The sequence below is a fragment of the Prevotella sp. E13-17 genome, from assembly GCF_022024035.1.
In the GTDB taxonomy this organism is placed as follows: domain Bacteria; phylum Bacteroidota; class Bacteroidia; order Bacteroidales; family Bacteroidaceae; genus Prevotella.
Genome location: NZ_CP091787.1, coordinates 1145485 through 1165871, shown reverse-complemented (window position 1 = coordinate 1165871; position 20387 = coordinate 1145485). Strand labels below are relative to the sequence as shown.

The window sequence follows — 20387 nt, the reverse complement described above, 5'->3', positions numbered from 1 at the left end:
CTTCAAAACCTTACGCCATTCTATCGAATCCCAAATTTCCAAGTCAACATCAAACGTTTTTCCCTGTATCGTTATCCGATTCTTTGGCTTTTTCTTGGTGCCCACCACGGAACACTCGGTAGTATCGCGTACTCCTCCTTTATCTTCTTTGGGATCTTCTGTCAAAACAGTTGTAATAGTTTCATCCTTGGCAGAAAATTCTTCCTTTGCTGGCGCAAATTGCTTAATAACTGCAATAAATCGCTCACCGTAGGTGTCTCGCTTGTGTTCACCTATACCAAAGGTGTTGCCGAAGGAGGGAAGTGTTGTGGGCATATCGGTAGCCAGCGCATGGAGCGTCTTGTCAGACATCACAACAAATGCAGGACAATTAATATCATCGGCTATTTCTTTTCTCAGCACCTTCAATCGCTCAAATAACTCCATGTTCTCACTTTGGCCACTATTGGTAACTGTCGAGACTTGTTCTTCCATCATCCGACTACGGCGGGCTATTACGCTATAGTCTTCACGGCTGATAACCACCAGCTGTACTTTAGCTTTCCCATGAACTACATCTTGGCCAAGTTGAGTAACATGCAGATGGTTGTCTTCATTGTAGGCAATTTCGATGAATCCCATCTGCAACATTTGAAGCAGATAGTCGTGCCAGTCTCTCAACGGCACATCCCTTCCAGCTGCAAATGTTTTGATTTGTGCATAGCCACGTGATACGACTTCTGGTGAGAAGTTTCCATGCAGTATGTCGATAGTCAACGTGAATCCTACTTGCTCACCCGTCCTGAGTATGGCCGAAAGAGCCTTTTGAACAAGTTCTGTTCCATCGAATGTAGATGGCGGAGTATGGCAGGCATCACAGTTTCCGCAGCCCTTGTCGCTTATCTCTCCAAAATAGTTCAGCAGAATACGTCGACGACAGACCTGAGCTTCAGCATAATCCTGCATACGCTGCAGTTTTTCCATGTTGATTTCCCGTTGACCACTTTCCTCTGCGAAACGGCGTAGAGTGATAATATCCTGTAAGTTATAAAACAAGATTGTTTCACAAGGCAGTCCATCGCGACCACCACGTCCTATCTCCTGATAGTAGTTCTCAATGCTCTTGGGAAGGTTATAGTGAACAACGAAGCGCACATTGCTCTTGTCAATTCCCATTCCAAAAGCAATTGTTGCACAGACCACCTGGATGCGGTCATTGATAAAATCCTCTTGTACACGATTCCGTTCATTTGTCGGCAGTCCCGCATGATAAATGCCCACCGATACTCCTTCTTTCTTAAGTTTTTCAGCAACCTTCTCCGTGGTTTTCTTTGCCAGACAATAGATGATACCACTCTCTCCTCGATGACGATAAATTAAACTCAGTATCGTGCGAAATTTCTCTTTGGCTGCATATCCTCTTCTAACATCTAAACTCAGATTCGGGCGGTCAAACGAGCTGATAAAGATTTTCGGTTCCTTGAGGTGTAGCTGTGTAATAATGTCGGCTTTGGTTATCTTGTCAGCAGTTGCTGTAAGAGCCATAATAGGCACATTGGGGAAAAGTTCATGCAAATTACCTAACTGCATGTATTCGGGTCTAAAGTCGTGTCCCCATTGAGAAATGCAATGTGCTTCGTCAATGGCAAAGAGCGATACTTTCAGCATGGTTTGCATCCACCTCAATTCCGTCATCAGCCGTTCTGGTGAGATATACAGCAGCTTAATGTCACCCCGTAGGCATCGTTCTGCAATTTGCCGATTGGCTATCTCATCGTTGGCGCTGTTCAGAGCTTCTGCTGCAATGCCATTGGCTCGCAATGCCTCCACCTGGTCCTTCATCAGCGAGATAAGTGGTGAAACCACTATAGCCGTACCTTCCATCATCAAGGCTGGTATTTGGAAACATATCGATTTACCTCCCCCAGTAGGCATCAGCACCAGCGCATCCTTTCGCTGGAGCACATGATTAATAATCTCTTCCTGCAAAGGGCGGAAGGAGTCGTAACCGAAATAAGCTTTTAATACTTGCTTGATATTATGAATATTCATCTCGCTCTTTTATTGTATTCTTGATTTAAGCAATTCCACCACTTTCACATCCGCTGGTAGCCACTTGACGCTATCCAACTCGTCTCTTGACAACCACCTAGCTGCCTCATGTTCATTCAGATGTAGAGAATCTGTCATCAGTGAACAAAGATAGCAATGCATGGTCAAATGGAATTTAGGGTAGTCATATTCCACCGTGCAGAGGAATTCATCCACGCTGATCTCTGCAGATAGTTCCTCGTGAATCTCCCTCACGAGCGCTTCTTCTGGTGTCTCCCCAGCCTCCATCTTTCCGCCAGGAAACTCCCACCAGTCCTTCCACTCGCCGTATCCTCGCTGAGTAGCGAATATCTTATCACCTTTGCGGATTATCGCTGCTACGACTTCAACATGTTTCATATTTCTCTAATAGATTATTTACAGACATGTTCACCCTTCACTATCCTGCGAGTTTCCTTTCGTGCGTCCCTCCACTTTGGATAGTATTTGTCCATCAAAGCATGGAAACGGACATTATGGCTAGGTTCTAACAAGTGACATAGTTCGTGAACCACGACATGCTCGACACACCTATTTGGAAGCAACAGCAGATATGTAGAAAAGCAGATGCTACGTTCTTTCACGTTGCACATACCCCAACGAGATATCATCGGCTTATAACGGATAAAGGACGGTATGACACCAATAACCTCCGTATAATGTTCTATCAGAGGCTCAATCAACGCTCTTACTTTTTCCGTTGCCTCTACCTTTTGAGGCTTCGTGGTCAATGGTAGTTGATTGAAGAAGTCAATTCGCTGCTTCTGTCGCTCAGCTGTCTTCTTTCTTGCCTCAACAATCCATTCCTGATGCTGGCTGATAAAAGCTTCTATTTCTTCTTTTGACATACCGATAGGAGCAAACACGTGCACATCGCCATTCTTAACGATGCGCATCGACAACCTGCCAGTCCGTCTGTATGTCAATTGTATAATCATAGTCTTTTTCTTAATTTGTCAAACCAAAATCGTATTGTAGATAGTCAGGTAACTCTTCTTCCATGTGGATATCGAAGATAAAAGCACGTTTACGTTCTTCATTCTGAGATTGCCTTGGATTATCCAAATGGCCAATACCAACGTATGTAAATGGTAGGGTGATGCCGTTTTCACTTTCTACTTTACGAATAAATAAATGGGTGTATTTGCTCGTCTTTAGTTTATTCAACTCGCCATCGCTTATGTTGGCCTTACATTCCCATTGGAAAACTGAAGGTTCGAGGAACTTATCTTTGTAGTTCAGATGTTCCATTCCTTCTGCAACATCCTTTTTGATGGAAGCGAAAATATACACATCACCTTCTGCACCATAATAAGTACCAACAGCTGTATAACCTGGATTAATACACCTTTTTATCTGGACCTGGTCATACCTGTAGTCGTTCCAAAGAAGAAACATTCCAGTATTATTAGCATAGTCAGCTTTATATTTGGTTAAGCCATATTCGAGAAGATCTACCAGATAATTATTAAACTCATTGTTTAGTTCACATCCCAAGCTGAGCGTATCGCCATCAGCAATAACTGTATGGCTCTTTGCCAAATATTTCAATGCGTGGAAAAATTCTACCTCATTATAATTTTGGACTTCATTCTTGACCTTTTCTTCTATCAAACTAATACTGCTATCGCCTTCTAACAGGAATTTGCAAATCAAATAGTCATGGGGACGTACTAGTTGCAACAGCCCTGACAAATAGTTGATGACATTTTCTTGCTCAGCGTTGAACTCCACCAAATTCTCTTCCTCAATGCCTTTCAAAAAACCATAGTAGGAGTTCGTTTTCTTGTTGCCTATCTTAATCTGCATGAACTTTAGCAGGTCTGGAGCGCTGTCACTGTTCAGATAGTCCATGTGTTTGGGATATGTGGGAGAATTGATGTACTTTTTGAAGTTGTTGTAGTCTTGCTTCATGTATTTGAGACTATAGAAATTCTCGTTCTCTACATAGTTCAAAATTTCTTCCTTCGATAGACTGTCAATATTGATTTCCACGCCATATTGCTCTAATCCTAAAGGTTTGAAATCATCCCTTACCAATGCCACCAACAGTCGTTTTTCCATGACAAACTTTTGAGCCAAGCCACCCAAAGCCAGTGCAATCTGCGCGCTGCGTTTATAGTTGTTACCAATAAAGTCCACAACTGGGATATAGTCCTTGTTGTCATACTTTCGCAATCCACGCCCCAACTGCTGAATAAAGATGGTTGAAGATTCTGTGGGGCGCAAGAACAATACCATATTCACACCTGGAATATCAACACCCTCATTAAGAATATCAACAGCGCAAAGCACCTCAAAAGTGCCTTCTCTGTCACTCTGTAAATCTTCGTAAGCTCTTACGCGTTCTCCTGTATCATTCTTGCCCGTCAGATATGCAGTTTTATAAAATGGTTCTAGGGCCTCGGCCATCATCTTTGCATGTGATACCGTCTTACAGAAAGCCAGTGCCTTAAGTTTTTGGTTAGGTACACGATGCTTCTCGATATGCTCCACAATAAACTCACAATGGTCCTCAGTTACAAACTGTGAAATCATCCTACGCTCGTTTTCTTTGGAGAAGTCCACTCGGTCGTCACGTATGCCATAATATTTAAATGGAACAATCAGATCATTAACCAAAGCATCACGCAATCTCAGTTCATACGGCACATTATTTCCAAATAATTCATAGACATCCTGATTGTCCATACGTTCAGGCGTAGCCGTCAAGCCTAGCAAAAACTCTGGTTCAAAGTAGTCAATGATTTTCTTGTAGGAATCAGCGGCGGCATGATGACATTCGTCAATGATGATATAGTCGAACTGTTTCTTGTCAAACAATTCCAATGACCTACACATCGAAACGTTCGTTGAGAATAGGAACGATGCGTCCAAATCCTTATGCTCGCCGGTGTATTCGCCCATGAAAACATCTCCACCGAATACAGTTTGGAATGTAGAGAGAGAACGTTTAAGTATTGAACCTTCATGGACAATATACAAAAGATGCTCTGGTGAGAAATTCAACGCATCAAAGGCTGCCAGATATGTTTTACCACTGCCCGTAGCTGCAACAACGAGTGCTTTGTCTTGTCCCATTGCTCTATAACGATTCAGTTCACGCAGGGCCTTTCTTTGCATAAAGTTGGGCTTAATCTCGTGTGAAGCTAAGTCATAATCCATATCCCAACGTTCAATAGCGAAATTCAGTCGTTGGGCATATTTGTTAATCAAAGCAATATCCAACGGCAGGGTTTTCTCCCACAGAATATCAAATTCCTCTTTGGCTTTCAGAAGAGTTTCATCGTCATTGGAGACTCTAAGCATCATGTCCCACTCTATATTCTTCAGCAGTGCAAACCTCGTGATGTTTGAAGAACCAATAATCAACTCCGATTCTACACCATAATCAAAAAAATACCCTTTTGAATGGAAACCATACTTTTCGTAGTTTTTTTCATCGTAGAAACAATCATAATCCAGATGACACTGAAAGTTAGGATGATTAGCCAAACCCAAAAAGAATTTCAAAGACTCAACATCCGTAAAGTTTTGATAGATTGTCGTTATCAGCTTTCCTTTCACACCGCGTTCAATGGCTGCCTTAATATCTTGCGATAGTAAAACGAGACCTGCTCTTTTTATGAAACTAACTGAAAAGCAAAATGACTGACACGTTCTCAGACTATTTTTAATTTTGTCCAAGAATGTTTGCTCTGAATAGTTTGTTAAGAACAGCGATTCCATATCTTTTACAAGTATTTATTATCCGAATTAAAGGTGTTGTTGTTTCTCTTATCTTCTGATATTTTAGACAAGACTACATTTGCCAAACAAACTGCATATTCTGTTTCAGAGTCTTGAGGTCTCCAAGCCAAAATATAGTTCACTTTTGCACTCGTAACTTCATAGCCCTTATCAGTACACGCCTTTAGTTTGTCTTTTCCTGACGCAGATAGCGCAATGATGTTGATACTTTGCTCATTCAGCAAATATCCGTCTTTGTATTGCAGGTTATCACCACTTCTTAACCGAAGCACAATGTCCTTTCTTCCCTTGAAGAAATTAAGGATAACATCATGCATGTTTAATGCAATTGATATAGAAGAATACTCTGTGGGAGGATTGGTTACCAGATAAAGGTTCCGCTTGGCACGAGTTAGACCTACGTAATAGGCTCGCATATCATTGATGTCCCTACCGTCGGGTACAGGTGACAAGAGATAAACGGTATCGAATTCGCGCCCTTTTGCCTTATGGATTGTACTTACAAACACCGATTGGTCATCAGCTGCAATGAAATCTTCGATATTCGACTCGAAGATAAATTCTCGCAAATCACTGCGATAATATACCTGCCGAGTTGCCTCAAAGTCAGCAAAGAAATGCTTTATGACGTTCAGACAAGTGCTTGATGCGTATGTTTCGAACGTACGTTGTTTTGCTTCCTGCCACTTTTCTTTTGATATGGATATTTCGTTCCTGCCAAGTTGTTTTAGGAAATAACGGACTTCAGCAAGATTACCAAAGCAGAATCCTCCCATCGACTGAGCAACAGTAGCATGTAAGCCTCGTTGCTCCAGTTCGTAGGCTACCTGCATTGTCTCTTCGTTGGTGCGGGTAAGAATCGCAGTACTTCCTTGTACATTTATTTCTGTATCAAGGAGTGATTTCAATGTCATTACTTTACCATTTTCTCTTGTAGCAGATTGAATGGTTGTACGTTTCAAGCGACCAGGAATGCGCTGTACAAAGCGATTGGCACAATCAACTACAGCTTTCGCAGACCTATAGTTATCTGTCATCTCGTACAACTTTGCACCTTCTTGCTCCACTAGCGATTGCATATATCGTGAGTCAGAACCACGGAAACCATAGATATTTTGGTCATCATCACCCACTGCAATGACACGCATTTCTTCATTCTGCCGCATCAGAGCCTGAACTAGTCGGAAGTCATCTTCGCCCATATCTTGAGCCTCGTCAATAACCAGTACACTCTTAGCTATCTTCGACTGCTCCACCTCGCCATTTTCTATCATCTCTGCAGCACGTCTTACCACATCTTTTGCCTCATCCAGATTTCCTTGTTTACCAACAAGGTCAAAACTATACGAGTGGAATGTCTTGATGTCAACATAATGGGCTGCATTGCCCACCAAATCTATGAGTCGTTTTTTGAACTCTGTTGCCGCAGCTCTTGAGAATGTAAGCATCAGTAGTTGCTCGTGTTTTACATCCTCCAGCAACAACAATGAAGCCAGTTTATGCACTAACACGCGCGTCTTACCGCTTCCGGGTCCAGCTGCCACCACAATATATTTCGACTCTTTGTCATCGATAATCTCACATTGGCGGTTGGAGAGTTCACCAAACAGCTTGTTGTATTTTGCAGGTGTAATATTTTGATCTATCTGTGCACGCCGTTCTTCCTTGAAATACTGACTGATAAACTTGCGGAAGTCCATAGTGAAGTAGTCGTTCACGAATCGAAGCGCTGCATCATAGTCACGAACCATCAAATTTGCATATTCACCCACAATATGAATCTGGCGTATACGTTGCTTGTAGAATTCATCCAATAAGCGATACTGCTCCTTACCATATCTGGTACGACGATCGGCAATACGCCCGATCTGCATAGTGTTATAGATAACGATGAACCCACCTTCAATCTTCATCAGTTCCGTCTTGGTAAGATAAAGCAGCGCTTCCTCAATATCAGCAATTACAGGTTTCTCTTGGTCAGCAAACATTGATTCCTGACGACTGGAAATAAGTTGTTGAAGCAACTCTACAATAGAGAAGTTCACAAGCGTCATTTCTTTATTGGGGTCTCGACTGACATTGAGCGTATCCAAAATAAAGCGGCATATACCCATACGTCGTTCAAATCGGGCCTTCGTAACTTCTTGCGAAGCTTGCAGACGTACACTCACACTATCGCTGAAACTATGTTCCTGTTTGTGTATATAACCCTTCAATGACAGGAAATGAAGCAACATCCTCAAGCGCTTGACATTTGAACATGTAAGACCGGCCTTTTGAGCTTCCTCATTCAGTTCTTTATAATTTATTCTTTGTGCTTCTCCACCAAATCGTTGCAGAAGGAATTGCTCTAACTTTAAGATGATGTCAAGATTGCGTTGAGAAGTACTCTTGGATATCCATGCTTGCATGTCACGACTGTCAGCCAACAAGCCATCCTGCCGCATCAGGTTAATATTCCTGATAACGGTTGCCTTGCTCATTCCAAGGATATCTGCCAAATAGTCAACACGACTCTCAGCTTCTGCCCCTCGACCTTCAACTGTTGCACGTGCACTGATAAGTGATTTGATGATACGGGCAGCTTCTTCACGTGATTGCTCATCAAATAGTGGAGAAATAGTCAATTTTCGACGTGCCTCATCCATATTCTTCACAGCAATACCTGTTGCAAATACGTGAGGCGAGTTACTGCCTCGTTGAATGTACCCTGCATCCTCAAGTGCTGCTGTTGCGGCCTTAACACGAGTCTCAATGTCGTCTATTTCATCTCCCCATCCAGCCTGACGTGCTATATCTAATGGCGAACAGCTTACCTTATCTCGTTTAGCCGTAAGATCCTTGATAGCTTTCCATACTTGCTGAATCTCACTAATGCTGAGTTTCGTCTGATTGAGAAGCATAAAGTGCTTATCAAGGTCACTGTCAGCATACAGTACAAAGCATTCTGCCTGCATTTGTGGATCACGTCCTGCACGGCCAGCCTCTTGCACATAGTTCTCCAACGAGTCACTGATATTATAGTGAACTACCAGTCCAACGTCTTTCTTGTCAACGCCCATACCGAATGCAGAAGTGGCTACAATCACCTGAGCTTCACCACTCATAAAAGCGTTCTGGTTCTTTACTTTCTCAGCAGACTCCATTTTTCCATTGAATGGCAAAGCTCTTATGCCGTCGTTAACCAAGTGCTGTGCTAATTCGCGAGTACGTTTGGTACGTGACACATATACTATTGAGGGACAATTATGCCCAAGAATCAATGAGCGAAGTAGGTTATATTTCTCATCAGCCGTATCAGCATGTAGCACGGAGTAGCGAAGGTTCTTACGCTCTGCATTGGCGGCAAACACCTTCAGTTCCAAGCCCAACTTTGCTCTGAAGTAGTCGCAAATATCACTGATTACCTTTTGTTTGGCTGTCGCTGTGAAACAAGAAACGGCGATGGGCTGTTCTAATTGTTTCTTTTCCTGCAACTGACGAATGAAATCACCGATATACAAATAGTCCACACGGAAATCGTGGCCCCATGCAGAGAAGCAGTGTGCCTCATCTATCACAAAACGAACAACATGGCGCCCCATCAACAGACGCTCAATGGTCTTACTGCGTAACATTTCCGGAGCGATGTATAGCAAATTGGCAGTTCCATCAGCCACCTGTTCTATCGCCGTTGCACGTTCGATAGGATCTAACAGTCCATTGATGGTCACCGCATCACTAATTCCACGAGCAGCCAAGTTGTCTACTTGGTCTTTCATTAGTGACTGCAAAGGCGAAATAACCACAGTCAGCCCATGTGTATTTCGTCCAGCCATCAAAGCTGGCAATTGAAATGTGAGGCTCTTGCCACCACCTGTAGGAAAAATTGTCAGCAAGGATTCTCCCCGAATAGCAGATTCCACTGCCTGCTGTTGCATAGGAACGCCATCGAAGATACGGAACTCATCATAGCCAAAGAACTCTTTCAGCCCGTAATGAGCATCTAACCGCTGATTACAATACTCGCAATCACCACAAGATGTGTTGCACAGTGTGTTCATCACATTCACCACCTGTGGGTAATTCCGTATAACCCATGCTGGAGTGATAGAAAATATATCGTCAGCACCGATTACAGCCAAACAATACGCTAACTCAATAGGATACTGTTTGACCAAGGTCTCAAAATCTGTGTGACTGCATACTTTCCCCTCATATTCCTTTAGAATTAATTGTTTCCAATCTGGTTTAGATGAAAATAATGCTGAGATCCAACTGACATTTGGCGAATATCCTATATACTTGAAAAAACCTCCAAACTCCTGTGTTTCTTTCAGCAGGTAAAAATAGATTTCCTTTCTATTATCCGATAACTGATTCCAAGCTACCACTTCATCATTCAGCAAGTCACGAGCTTTTATCGAGTCATTCACCGGATTGTTCAGTTCGTCCACTTGCAACTTATCATCCTTCACTAGATGATGATAAGGTCGTTTGGGGAAAAGTAAAGGTGATAGAAACAGTGTATCAACAATTGTAGGATTGCCTCTCAATGAAACAAATTTCAAATCGAAATTGATGATATTGTGTCCACACACCGTATCGCATTTTGACACAAAGGCATCGAAGTCAGCCTTGGAACTAGAGTGCAACACTGCACCATCCTCCCTGACAGCTCCGTAATCCGCCACTTTCTTCGTCCGCGGATTCACCTCAGTATCAATAAATGCAATCATATCTTCATTTTTGTTTTTATTCTTTTGTTTACTTCTTACAATCTTGACCTTCGATCGAACCAGCTCTCGTTCGGCATAGTTCAAACTCGTTTGTCTCTGCCCTCGCTTACTTGCAGCGTTCTATCCCTCGTCTATCTTCGAACCGACTACGAACCCACTCCGAACCATCTTCGAAGGCATAAGCCTACTTTGGGCTCAGGGTTCAGGATTCATGTTTAACTTTAAGACGATCTCCTTCCAACTTGTGACAAAGCTGGGGACAAACTGGGGACATTATCACCGCCATTTTACCGCCAACATTACCGCCATCATCGTAAGCCATCAGTATCAGGTAGCCATTTTTTCGCGAGTTTGGCAGGTCGTTAGCAAAGGCACAGATCGCCTTCTGAAACTTATCCATGTCACCTGTTGACGTGGTTCGCTCCACACGATAGGTTTCCGTGCTATGCAACAACTCTTGTATCTCGTCTTTTGTTATCATTTGACTTATTTCTCTTGATTGAATTCTTCCTGTCTCACCAACTCCTGCACAGGCACTTCAAGCGCATTGGCTATTGCAATGAGGGCTTCAAGGCTGGGCTGGGTGGTGTTGGTGACCCATTTGGAAATAGTTGCCTGGTCTTTTCCCAACTTATCTGCCAACCACTTGTTGTTCAGGTCATGTTCTGCTAGAACGATTCTTATCCGATTTAATTTTGCCATGATAGATTTCTCTTGTTCGAGGGCAAAGATACAAATAACTATTCATAATTCAGTAGAATACACTTAATTTTTATTGTTTGTGGTGAAAATTTGATGATTTTATCAAGTATTTGCTATTTTAGCTGTCATAAACAAGACATTTTGGCAACGTAATCGCATTCCTCTTCGAGCATAATTTAATTTACTGGTAATTTGCCAAAGAAAGAGATAATAGAGCTCTTTTACAGGTATTTCTGAATAAGAAAGTGCCAATAGTGGCAGATATTTAATGCGACCAAGACAAGCCTCACGACTAAAAAGACAAATAACGCAATATAATAGCATGTAACTCATTAAGCTGGACAGCTTGAATTGGTTGCCTGCTGAGCAGAGGAGGTATATATCATAAAGAGAACAATACCTACGATGGAAAGATGATTCTACATAAACTGAATAGTCCCAGAGCGTACAACAAACGCTCTGGGACTATTCAGTTTATGTAGCAAATGTCTGCCAGTTAAAGGAATGCGTAACGACACACAAAGAGAACAGCCAAAAGAATAGTGGCCCAATTGATGTTGTTGCGTTCATCCTTATCTTTGATGTTACCTGACAACAGATGAATGAGAACATATGAGATTACACCCATCAAGATACCATCAGAGATACTATATGTCAGCGGCATCAGTACGATACATATGAAACATGGGATGCCAGTTACATAGTCGGAGAAGTCAACCTTACGCACGTCGTGCATCATCATGACACCTACCAACACCAAGGCTGCTGCCGTGGCTTGACCAGGGATCGCCAAGAAAAGTGGTGCAAAGAGCAGTGCGATAGCGAAACACAGAGCTGTAGTGAAGCTTGTGAGACCGCTACGCCCCCCGACATTGACACCCGATGCACTCTCAACATAAGTTGTCACTGTTGAAGTACCGAGCATTGCACCGACTGTGGTACCAATAGCATCAGCCATAAAAGCTTGATTAAGATTCTTCACATTGCCATCTTCATCGACCATACCAGCACGGTTAGATACGCCAATAAGTGTACCAATCGTATCGAACATATCAATGAAGAGGAACGTCAGCACAACAACAACCATATCAACCGAGAGGATGTTGTGCCACTCGAACTGCCAGAAGATGGGCTCAATAGAGGGAGGAGCAGAGAGGATACCACCATAATTGGTGATGCCCAAAGGAATGCCTACGGCAGTTGTAACGAGAATACCTATGAGCAGCGAGCCTGTGACACCTCTGACGAGCAGAGCTGCCGTGAGCACAATACCGAAAATTCCCAGTAGCACAGCTGGATCATGAAGATTGCCCAAAGTGATGAAGGTTGCCTCTGAAGAGGTAACGATACCAGCACTTTTTAGACCCACAAAGGCAATAAACAAGCCTATGCCCGGACTAATGGCACGGCGCAAAACCAACGGAATGGCATTGACAATGTACTGTCGCAAACCGGTAATGGTGAGTAGAATAAAGATAATACCCTCAATGAGTACAGCTGTAAGCGCGAACTGCCAACTATAACCCATAGTAAGCACTACAGTGTAAGCGAAGAAAGCATTAAGGCCCATACCTGGGGCCAAAGCAAATGGCAACTTGGCGTAGAATGCCATTACCAACGTGGCTACAACTGCCGAGATACAAGTGGTGGTAAACACAGCACCAGCATCCATGCCAGTGGCAGATAGAATACTAGGATTGACAGCCAGAATATAGGCCATCGTGAGGAATGTGGTAATGCCACCAATTACCTCTTTGCGAAATGTCATTGTGGCGGGATTAAACCCAAAAAGTTTTTGTATCATAATATTTATTTAAATGGTTGCAAGGTTGAGCTTTTTCTTACCATTGTGAAAGATTTTGCAAAATTAACACCTTTAGCTGACATTTCCAAATAATAATTATTATTTTAGGTTTTATTATTTCTATCCGTGAGCATCCCTACAAATAATAGGCCTTTGCCATGACAATCATATAATAAAAAAATCAGCTATAATCACAAGTACTATAGCTGATTAGGTTATAAGCAACGGTTTATATCACATACAGGCAGATGGTCCCATATACGAACGTTTCATCCCACCAAAGTCTATGACAATTTTCTGTAGCATGGTGCCAGGATCCTGACATACAATACGAACGGTATGACGCCCTGGATTTTTGATATATAGTGTACATTTGTTGATACGCGTGTTGCGCTGCACACTCTCATACCATTGCTGTGCATACTCCCACGAGTTGGTGGCTGGATGCATCTGTACCCCATCATCTATGCGTACACCATACTGTGTTTCGATGTTGGTGCGCTCATGCCCTGCAAATCCGCGATCCACACTCGTTGTAAATGTAGGCATAACGTAGGTATAGACATCTACCATACCTTGTTCCCATGTATAGAAATCGTACTCCAAATATGGGGCATTAGTAGAACGACTGTTTTGACGGGGCTGTGTAGGGTCGCCCATGATGATGATAGTATCCTCGCAACCTAAGTTCGGTACCTCCATCATCTTCACCTGCTGATTCTCTTTTTTGCGTGCATAGCCCGCAGCGGGTATCACCACTACCCCATTATCCTCTATATAAAGTCCCTTGAGCTCATCGACAGAAGGCGACAACGGGTTGAAAGCACTTACAAGGACAGCCTTCTCGCAACCATCGTTGCCCACAAAGGTGATGAAACCTGTTTCCTCTACACTCTGGGGCACCTTTGTCCAATCTACAGAAACACGAATACGCTGTTGCTGGTCGGTAGTACCTGCCGTTTCGCTGAGCACAATCCAGTCCTTACTTGTTGTAGTTTTCCATTGTAGAGTACCCTTTCCCTGATTATATACATCTATATAATACTTATAATCAGGGTGATACTTCGAGAAAACGGGCAGCGACTGCATAGTGCGAGGACCACAGGTACCATATTCACCCTCGGCTAAAATGCCCAGAGTGGGCTGGTCGGCCAATTCCGCATCACGCAACTCAGGCAGATTATAATACGAAGCTGTGACACCCTGAACCATACTCATGATATGTTCCCACTTGCCACTCTCCAACGCATTATAATTCTTAGTAATAATTTGCAGAGAGTCGTAACAGTTCTGCACTTCGGCCTTTACACTGGCTGTAGCAGCACGATGTTGTTGGGCATACCATCGGTTTTTCTGTGCGCCAATGGTCATGCGGTTCATAAGTTCACAACCTTTTACTGGATAATAAACCGCCTCATAAAAACAACTGCGTTTCTCGGCAGGCATCTTAGCAAACAGGTCTTCCGCAATAGTAGCGATTCGATGATAGTCAAAGAGACGACGCTCGGCCTCACCATAATTGCTGAGCGAGAACTCGGTATCGGTGGTCTGCTCTATCGGACGATCATCACTGGCCCACTCTTGTCCCCACCCCATACCTTCTGGGCGACGTTGGAAGGCCAGACGATAGAATGTGCGGAATATGTCATGATAGGCATCCTTATAGTCATCGCCCAAAAGCTGACAAGTCCACTCGGTACGATAGTCAGCACAACGCTGATAGTCGAAGGCATCCAGGTCGTAGGCCATAGCCAGAAATAGGTCGGTAGCAAACTCACACGACTTGATATCTCCTGCATTCAGCAGCCAAATACGATCGGCTGTCAGGTCATAAGCCTTCTTCAGTTCTTCGTACATGTGACATGGCGACTGTGTATTCATCCACAGATGGTCGTGTGGACGTCCAAGATACGAAGCATGATAGTACACGCCACTACGCCCGGAACGTTTCTGTTCGTCTGGACTTGACAAGCGCTTCATGTAGCCATAGTTATCATCGGGCCAGATAATTGTCACGTCATCGGGCAGCTGCAGCCCTTTGTCATAAACATCAAGTACCTCTTTATAGGGCGTAAAAGCCTGTGGAATTGTCTCAGCCGGCCTACCTGTGGCCTGTGCCACCATCTGTCGCTGAGCCATCAAAGCTGCTTGCATCGTGTTCTTACGTTCAAGCATATCATCGCTACCGGTCATGGCTACATCATGCAAACCACGCAAAGCCAGCGTATAGACATTTTCGAATGGTGCCAGCACCTGTGCACGCGCATTCAGCACACTATCCACACCACGACGGTTGTTATTATAATCCCATGCGCCAAACTTGCCACGATCCCACTCGCTGGCGGTGTTGAGCAACAAAGGTTCGCAATGACTTGACCCCATGACAATGGCAAAAGTGTCGGCCACCAACCGATTTTCCGGCAAACGATGAAATGCCAGCGAGGCTTCATGCATAGCCGGACACAAGTAGTTGGCATTCAGGCGAAGCAACAATTCGCAGACAGCGGCATAGGTGCGGGGTCCGATATTGCCAAGATCCTTTTCATAGTTATGACGCGCCCATTTTAACAAGCCCCAGTCCTCATCGTTGATAAACACGCCACGATAGCGCACACTAGGAGTACGCGAAGTGAAAGGTTTCACCTGAAGCATACATGAGCTACGCTTTGTTGTTGGCGCATCTAGCCACCAACGCCAAGGACTGACACCTATGGCCCTACTGATAGACAGCACGCCATAGGCCGTTCCGCGACGATCGCTGCCAACCACCACCACTGCTTTCTTCACGCCTTTTACCGGCGACTTGAGCATAGTCACATGATAGCGCTCCCAGGCGCCTGTGAGTCCTGTGGTGTCTATCCGTCCAGCCTTGACCAACTGATCAATGGTACGACTGTGACCCAATGTTCCGGCTATGATAGCATAGTCGGCACCTGCAGTCCCCTGTTGTACCTTCAGCGATGTGCCCGTCACGCAAGCCACATCCTCTGCCAGCATCCTTGCACTGCGTTCTACCACCAAGGCATCATTGTTATCATAACAAATCACGGCCTTTTCTTTTCCTTTGACTAAGGGGAAATACTCTCCCTTCTTCCCAGCCAATCTCACTTGGGCTGGAGCTTGGAGAAGGAAACCTCCAAGCGCTACTACTAACAAGCTTTTCTTAATCACTAATACTTTAATACTTTTAGTTTGGTTTTCAGCCTGCAAAGGTAATATTAAGAAATCGAAAAAGCAAAAATAGTTAGTGATAATTTGAATATTATTCGTAACTTTGCACCATGTAATAAAAGCAATAAGGGATTAATCATATGGAGATATACATAATCGTAGCACTGGTGCTTTGCGGACTGATGGGCATTGCTGGATACATCATAGGTAATCGCGGCAAAGAGGCTTATCTGCACACCATTACTACTCTAACAGCAGAACGTGATGTGCAGAAGACTAATGCCGAGAACGCAACGCGCCTCCTTGAGTCACAGAAAACAGAACAAGAGAAAGCTACGAGTGCTCTGAAAATGGAGCATGAGAAAGCCATCGGGGCGCTGAAGGAGGAACATGAGAAGAACCTGAAAAGACAACAGGAAGCCTTCGAGCAACAGATTGCCACCCTGAAGCAGATGAACGAGGAACAGGTGAAGACGCAATTGGACCTGATTAAGGAACAGATGCAGACCACCTCTGAGCGTGTTCTCAAATCCAGACAGGAAGAGTTGGGGGTACAGAACCAAGAACAGGTATCGAAGATTATCGACCCTCTGCAGAAAAGTCTGAAGGATATGCAAGAGGCTTTGAACCGCAGCAAGGAGCAACAAGCTGAAGCTCTGACCCGATTGGACGAAAGTATCAAGATAAACCTCCAGAAGAGTATGGCCATCGGCGAGACGGCCGACCGACTGACACGCGCCTTGACTGGAGAGGTGAAAGTGCAGGGCAATTTTGGCGAGCTGAAGCTAAAACAACTGCTGGAAGACTTAGAACTAAAAGAGGGCGAACAGTTCGACACACAAGAGACGCTGAAAGACAAGGACGGACGCAGCGCGAAGGGTGAAGATGGACGCGGATTGATTCCCGATTTCATTCTGCACTTCCCCAACAACCGTCATGTGGTGGTTGACTCAAAGATGTCACTCACCGACTACGAACGCTACATGAATGCCGATGACGACTCACCAGAAAAGAGTCAATACCTCAAGGCTCACATTGAAAGTGTAAGGGCACAGGTGAAACGACTGGCTAAGAAGGAATACACCAAATATCTGCCCAGCGGCTACAACCGTTTGAATTTCGCCATCATGTATGTGCCAATAGAAGGAGCGCTGAACCTGGCATTGCTGAATGATGCCACCTTATGGCGCGAGGCCTACGACCAGGGCGTCATGATACTGGGACCCCAAACCATGTATATGAACCTGCGTGTGCTGGAGATGATGTGGACACAAGTGCGCCAACTCAAGAATCAGCAGACCATGATGGATGCTGCCAACACGGTGATAGACCGCGTACAGGACTTTGGCATACGCTTCATGGATGTGGAGTCGAGTATGAACGACACCATTAAGAAGATGAACAAGCTAAAGATTACCACTGCCGACAGTGGCCCCAGCATCATTACTGCAGCCAGAAACCTGCTGAAGGCGGGAGCTATGGAAAACAAAAAGAAAAAGTCTCTGACAGAAATGGACGACTCACTATTTATCGATAGCAACGAATAAACTAAAAAAGGAGAACGATTTTGAAAAGCAAAGACCTTTTAGCTTATATTCGCGAAGGACGCACCATGACGCAACAAGAGAAGCTGCAACTCATTGTGCAGTTGTCTATTCCTTCTATTCTGGCACAAATCTCTGCCACCGTCATGTTCATCATCGACGCTGCCATGGTAGGCCATCTCGGTGCACGTGCCACAGCAGCCATCGGTCTGGTAGAAACCTCCACATGGCTGTTGGGTGGCATTTCGTCGGCAGTATCAATGGGATTCTCTGTTCAGGTGGCCCACTTTATTGGTGCCAACGACTTCGAGAATGCCCGCCGGGTGCTGCGTCAATCGCTGGTATGCGCTTTCTCATGGAGTGTATTTCTTTCTTTAGTATGCATTGCTATTCACAGCTACCTTCCCTACTGGTTGGGTGGCAGCGAGGAGATAGCACACGATGCCTCCATGTACTTCATGCTGATTGGCGTGTTTGGCATTTTCTTTCAAATGGAAGGCTTGGCCGGTTCTATGCTGAAATGCTCAGGCAACATGAAGGTTCCTTCGATACTGAACATCAGCATGTGTGTGATGGACGTGGTGTTCAACTACCTATTTATATATATACTGCAACTGGGCGTCATGGGTGCGGCACTGGGCACGGGAATGGCAATGCTGATAACAGCCATCCTCATGCTCTACTTCCTGTTGGTGCGCAGCGACTTGCTTCGTCTGAAAGGCCACCCTGGCACATTCAAGCCCAGCAGCGACACCATCAGGACTGCCTTTAAGATAGGTGCCCCCATGGGACTACAGCACCTATTGATGGGTGGCGCACAGATTGTGAGCACCATCATCGTGGCACCATTAGGCACCATTGCAATTGCCGCCAACTCACTTGCCATCACCGTAGAGAGCCTTTGCTACATGCCTGGCTACGGCATTGCCGAGGCCGCCACCACACTCGTGGGACAAGGCATCGGTGCCGGACAGCGCATGCTGACCCGCTCATTTGCCAATTTGTCTGTCATGCTGGGCATCGGGGTGATGACCATGATGGGTGTCATGATGTGGATCTTCTCTCCCGAACTGATGGGCATTCTCTCTCCTGTTGAGGAAATCATCAGCGAAGGAACACGCGCACTGCGCATCGAAGCTTGGGCAGAACCCATGTTTGCAGCATCTATCGTATGTAATGGTGTGTTTATTGGTGCTGGCGACACCTTGAAACCAGCCATCATGAGTCTCTGTTCCATGTGGGGTGTACGCCTGACATTGGCATGGTGGCTGGCACGCGACTATGGCTTACGCGGGTTCTGGACTGCCATGGCCATCGAACTGACCTTCCGCGGTAGCATCTTCCTGGCACGCATGCGATACGGAAAATGGAACACCAAGAAGCTGACTCACTAATCATTCATAAAAGAGAAGTGCAGCCTTCGGGTCACTACCCTGAGGCTGCACTTCACAGATATTAATAACTAAAAACCTTTTCTAACTTGTTACCCTTTCTAACAACCTTTCTGTTTACCTTTTACTAATACCTTCTTGAAAACCTTACTAACAATCTATTTACTAACCTTAATCAAACTAAACTACTGAAATATCTTTTTCTTTGCTTTCTCTACGCCTTTCACAAGGCCCCTGATCAATCTTTTTTTACCTTAACTAATTACCTTATTGAAGATCTCTTTGTTTTCTTTTGACGATGCAAAGGTAGGCATTATTTCAATATGATGTATCAAAAATAATGCGAGAAAATGAAAAAAAGGGCTTCTTATTGACACAAATCAAGCATTTGTGTTCGCACACAACACCTTTTCCACCAAATTCGTCAGTTCCACAAATTGTGAAATGGTCAACTGCTCTGGGCGTAGTGTTGCAAACTGAGACGCGTTGATCATAGACATGTCCGTCAACATCTGCTTCAGAGAAACGCGTAGCATCTTGCGCCGCTGATTGAACGATGTCTTCACCACACGCTTAAACAAGTTCTCATCGCACCCCAGCTGTTGCACCTTATTACGTGTCATTCGGATGACTGCGCTCTGCACTTTAGGAGGCGGATTGAACACGCCGGGCTCTACTGTGAAGAGATACTCCACATCATACCAAGCCTGAATCAGCACAGACAGAATGCCATATTGCTTGTTGCCAGGCTCTGAAGCAATTCGCAATGCCACCTCTCGTTGTATCATACCGGTGCAACACGGTATGAGATCGCGATTATCTATCATCTTAAAAAAAATCTGCGATGAGATATCGTAGGGATAATTTCCCGTCAGCACAAACTGGCATCCGCCAAACACCTCTTGCAAGTCCATACGCAGAAAGTCCTCACCAAGGATATTCTCACGCAGTTTGGGGAAGTGCTCGTTCAGGTATTCCACCGATTCGCGGTCTATTTCTACCACCTTGAAAGGCCGTGGTTTCTCTACCAGATATTGCGTCATGACACCCATACCCGGACCGACCTCCAGAACAGGAATATTTGGACAAGCATCTACCGTGTCGGCAATGCGCTTAGCTATCGAGAGGTCAGTCAGGAAGTGCTGACCAAGATTCTTTTTGGGCCTTACTTGCTTCATTGGGTGCAAAGTTACGAATAAGTCGGAGAAATACAAAATGAAAACAAATAAAAAGTGCC

The 20387-nt window shown here is 44.6% G+C and carries 11 protein-coding genes and 1 pseudogene; 2 read left to right on the top strand and 10 right to left on the bottom strand.

The features are described 5' to 3' along the window. Positions 1–213: 213 nt before the first annotated feature. From recQ to L6472_RS04165, 9 genes and pseudogenes are all read right to left on the bottom strand, one after another. Positions 214–2016 (bottom strand): annotated as a pseudogene (recQ, locus tag L6472_RS04205) (DNA helicase RecQ); the annotation flags it as partial. Between the two features lie 24 nt (positions 2017–2040). After that, entirely contained in the window at positions 2041–2430 is a 390-nt protein-coding gene (locus tag L6472_RS04200; protein ID WP_237807365.1) for a (deoxy)nucleoside triphosphate pyrophosphohydrolase, read from the bottom strand. A gap of 14 nt (positions 2431–2444) precedes the next feature. After that, positions 2445–3008 (bottom strand): M48 family metallopeptidase, encoded by a 564-nt coding sequence (locus tag L6472_RS04195; RefSeq protein ID WP_237807363.1) that lies wholly within the window; start codon positions 3006–3008, stop codon positions 2445–2447. A gap of 10 nt (positions 3009–3018) precedes the next feature. Further along, on the bottom strand, positions 3019–5799 hold the full coding sequence (locus tag L6472_RS04190) for a DUF3427 domain-containing protein (protein WP_237807361.1): 2781 nt from the start codon (positions 5797–5799) through the stop codon (positions 3019–3021). A gap of 5 nt (positions 5800–5804) precedes the next feature. Next, positions 5805–10493: a RecQ family ATP-dependent DNA helicase gene (locus L6472_RS04185; RefSeq protein ID WP_237807359.1), complete on the bottom strand. Its 4689-nt coding sequence runs from the start codon at positions 10491–10493 to the stop codon at positions 5805–5807. Between the two features lie 247 nt (positions 10494–10740). Beyond that, the gene (locus tag L6472_RS04180) at positions 10741–11019 is read right to left on the bottom strand and encodes a helix-turn-helix domain-containing protein (protein WP_237807358.1); all 279 of its coding nucleotides are present in this window, start codon (positions 11017–11019) and stop codon (positions 10741–10743) included. 5 nt (positions 11020–11024) lie between these two features. After that, complete coding sequence (locus tag L6472_RS04175) at positions 11025–11240, bottom strand: helix-turn-helix transcriptional regulator (protein WP_094399623.1); 216 nt, start codon at positions 11238–11240, stop codon at positions 11025–11027. Between the two features lie 496 nt (positions 11241–11736). Further along, a complete protein-coding gene (locus L6472_RS04170) occupies positions 11737–13044 on the bottom strand; it encodes an NCS2 family permease (protein WP_237807357.1) in 1308 nt (435 codons plus the stop codon). Positions 13045–13278: 234 nt separating this feature from the next. Continuing rightward, entirely contained in the window at positions 13279–16212 is a 2934-nt protein-coding gene (locus L6472_RS04165; RefSeq protein ID WP_237807967.1) for a glycosyl hydrolase 115 family protein, read from the bottom strand. A 143-nt stretch (positions 16213–16355) separates the two neighbouring features. On the opposite strand from L6472_RS04165, the gene rmuC reads away from it, so the two are divergent. Beyond that, positions 16356–17762, top strand: a complete 1407-nt coding sequence (rmuC, locus tag L6472_RS04160; protein WP_237807356.1) for a DNA recombination protein RmuC — start codon at positions 16356–16358, stop codon at positions 17760–17762. A gap of 65 nt (positions 17763–17827) precedes the next feature. Continuing rightward, the gene (locus L6472_RS04155; protein WP_237807966.1) at positions 17828–19153 is read left to right on the top strand and encodes an MATE family efflux transporter; all 1326 of its coding nucleotides are present in this window, start codon (positions 17828–17830) and stop codon (positions 19151–19153) included. A 377-nt stretch (positions 19154–19530) separates the two neighbouring features. Here L6472_RS04155 and rsmA read toward each other — a convergent pair whose 3' ends face one another. Next, positions 19531–20328, bottom strand: a complete 798-nt coding sequence (rsmA, locus tag L6472_RS04150) for a 16S rRNA (adenine(1518)-N(6)/adenine(1519)-N(6))-dimethyltransferase RsmA (protein WP_237807355.1) — start codon at positions 20326–20328, stop codon at positions 19531–19533. Between the last annotated feature and the right edge of the window lie 59 nt (positions 20329–20387).

What these genes read in the sequence shown, in the direction of transcription:
- L6472_RS04200 (WP_237807365.1), bottom strand. Translation starts at nt 2,430, where the DNA reads ATGAAACATGTTGAAGTCGTAGCAGCGATAATCCGCAAAGGTGATAAG.
- L6472_RS04195 (WP_237807363.1), bottom strand. Translation starts at nt 3,008, where the DNA reads ATGATTATACAATTGACATACAGACGGACTGGCAGGTTGTCGATGCGC.
- L6472_RS04190 (WP_237807361.1), bottom strand. Translation starts at nt 5,799, where the DNA reads ATGGAATCGCTGTTCTTAACAAACTATTCAGAGCAAACATTCTTGGAC.
- L6472_RS04180 (WP_237807358.1), bottom strand. Translation starts at nt 11,019, where the DNA reads ATGATAACAAAAGACGAGATACAAGAGTTGTTGCATAGCACGGAAACC.
- L6472_RS04175 (WP_094399623.1), bottom strand. Translation starts at nt 11,240, where the DNA reads ATGGCAAAATTAAATCGGATAAGAATCGTTCTAGCAGAACATGACCTG.
- L6472_RS04170 (WP_237807357.1), bottom strand. Translation starts at nt 13,044, where the DNA reads ATGATACAAAAACTTTTTGGGTTTAATCCCGCCACAATGACATTTCGC.
- rmuC (WP_237807356.1), top strand. Translation starts at nt 16,356, where the DNA reads ATGGAGATATACATAATCGTAGCACTGGTGCTTTGCGGACTGATGGGC.
- L6472_RS04155 (WP_237807966.1), top strand. Translation starts at nt 17,828, where the DNA reads ATGACGCAACAAGAGAAGCTGCAACTCATTGTGCAGTTGTCTATTCCT.
- rsmA (WP_237807355.1), bottom strand. Translation starts at nt 20,328, where the DNA reads ATGAAGCAAGTAAGGCCCAAAAAGAATCTTGGTCAGCACTTCCTGACT.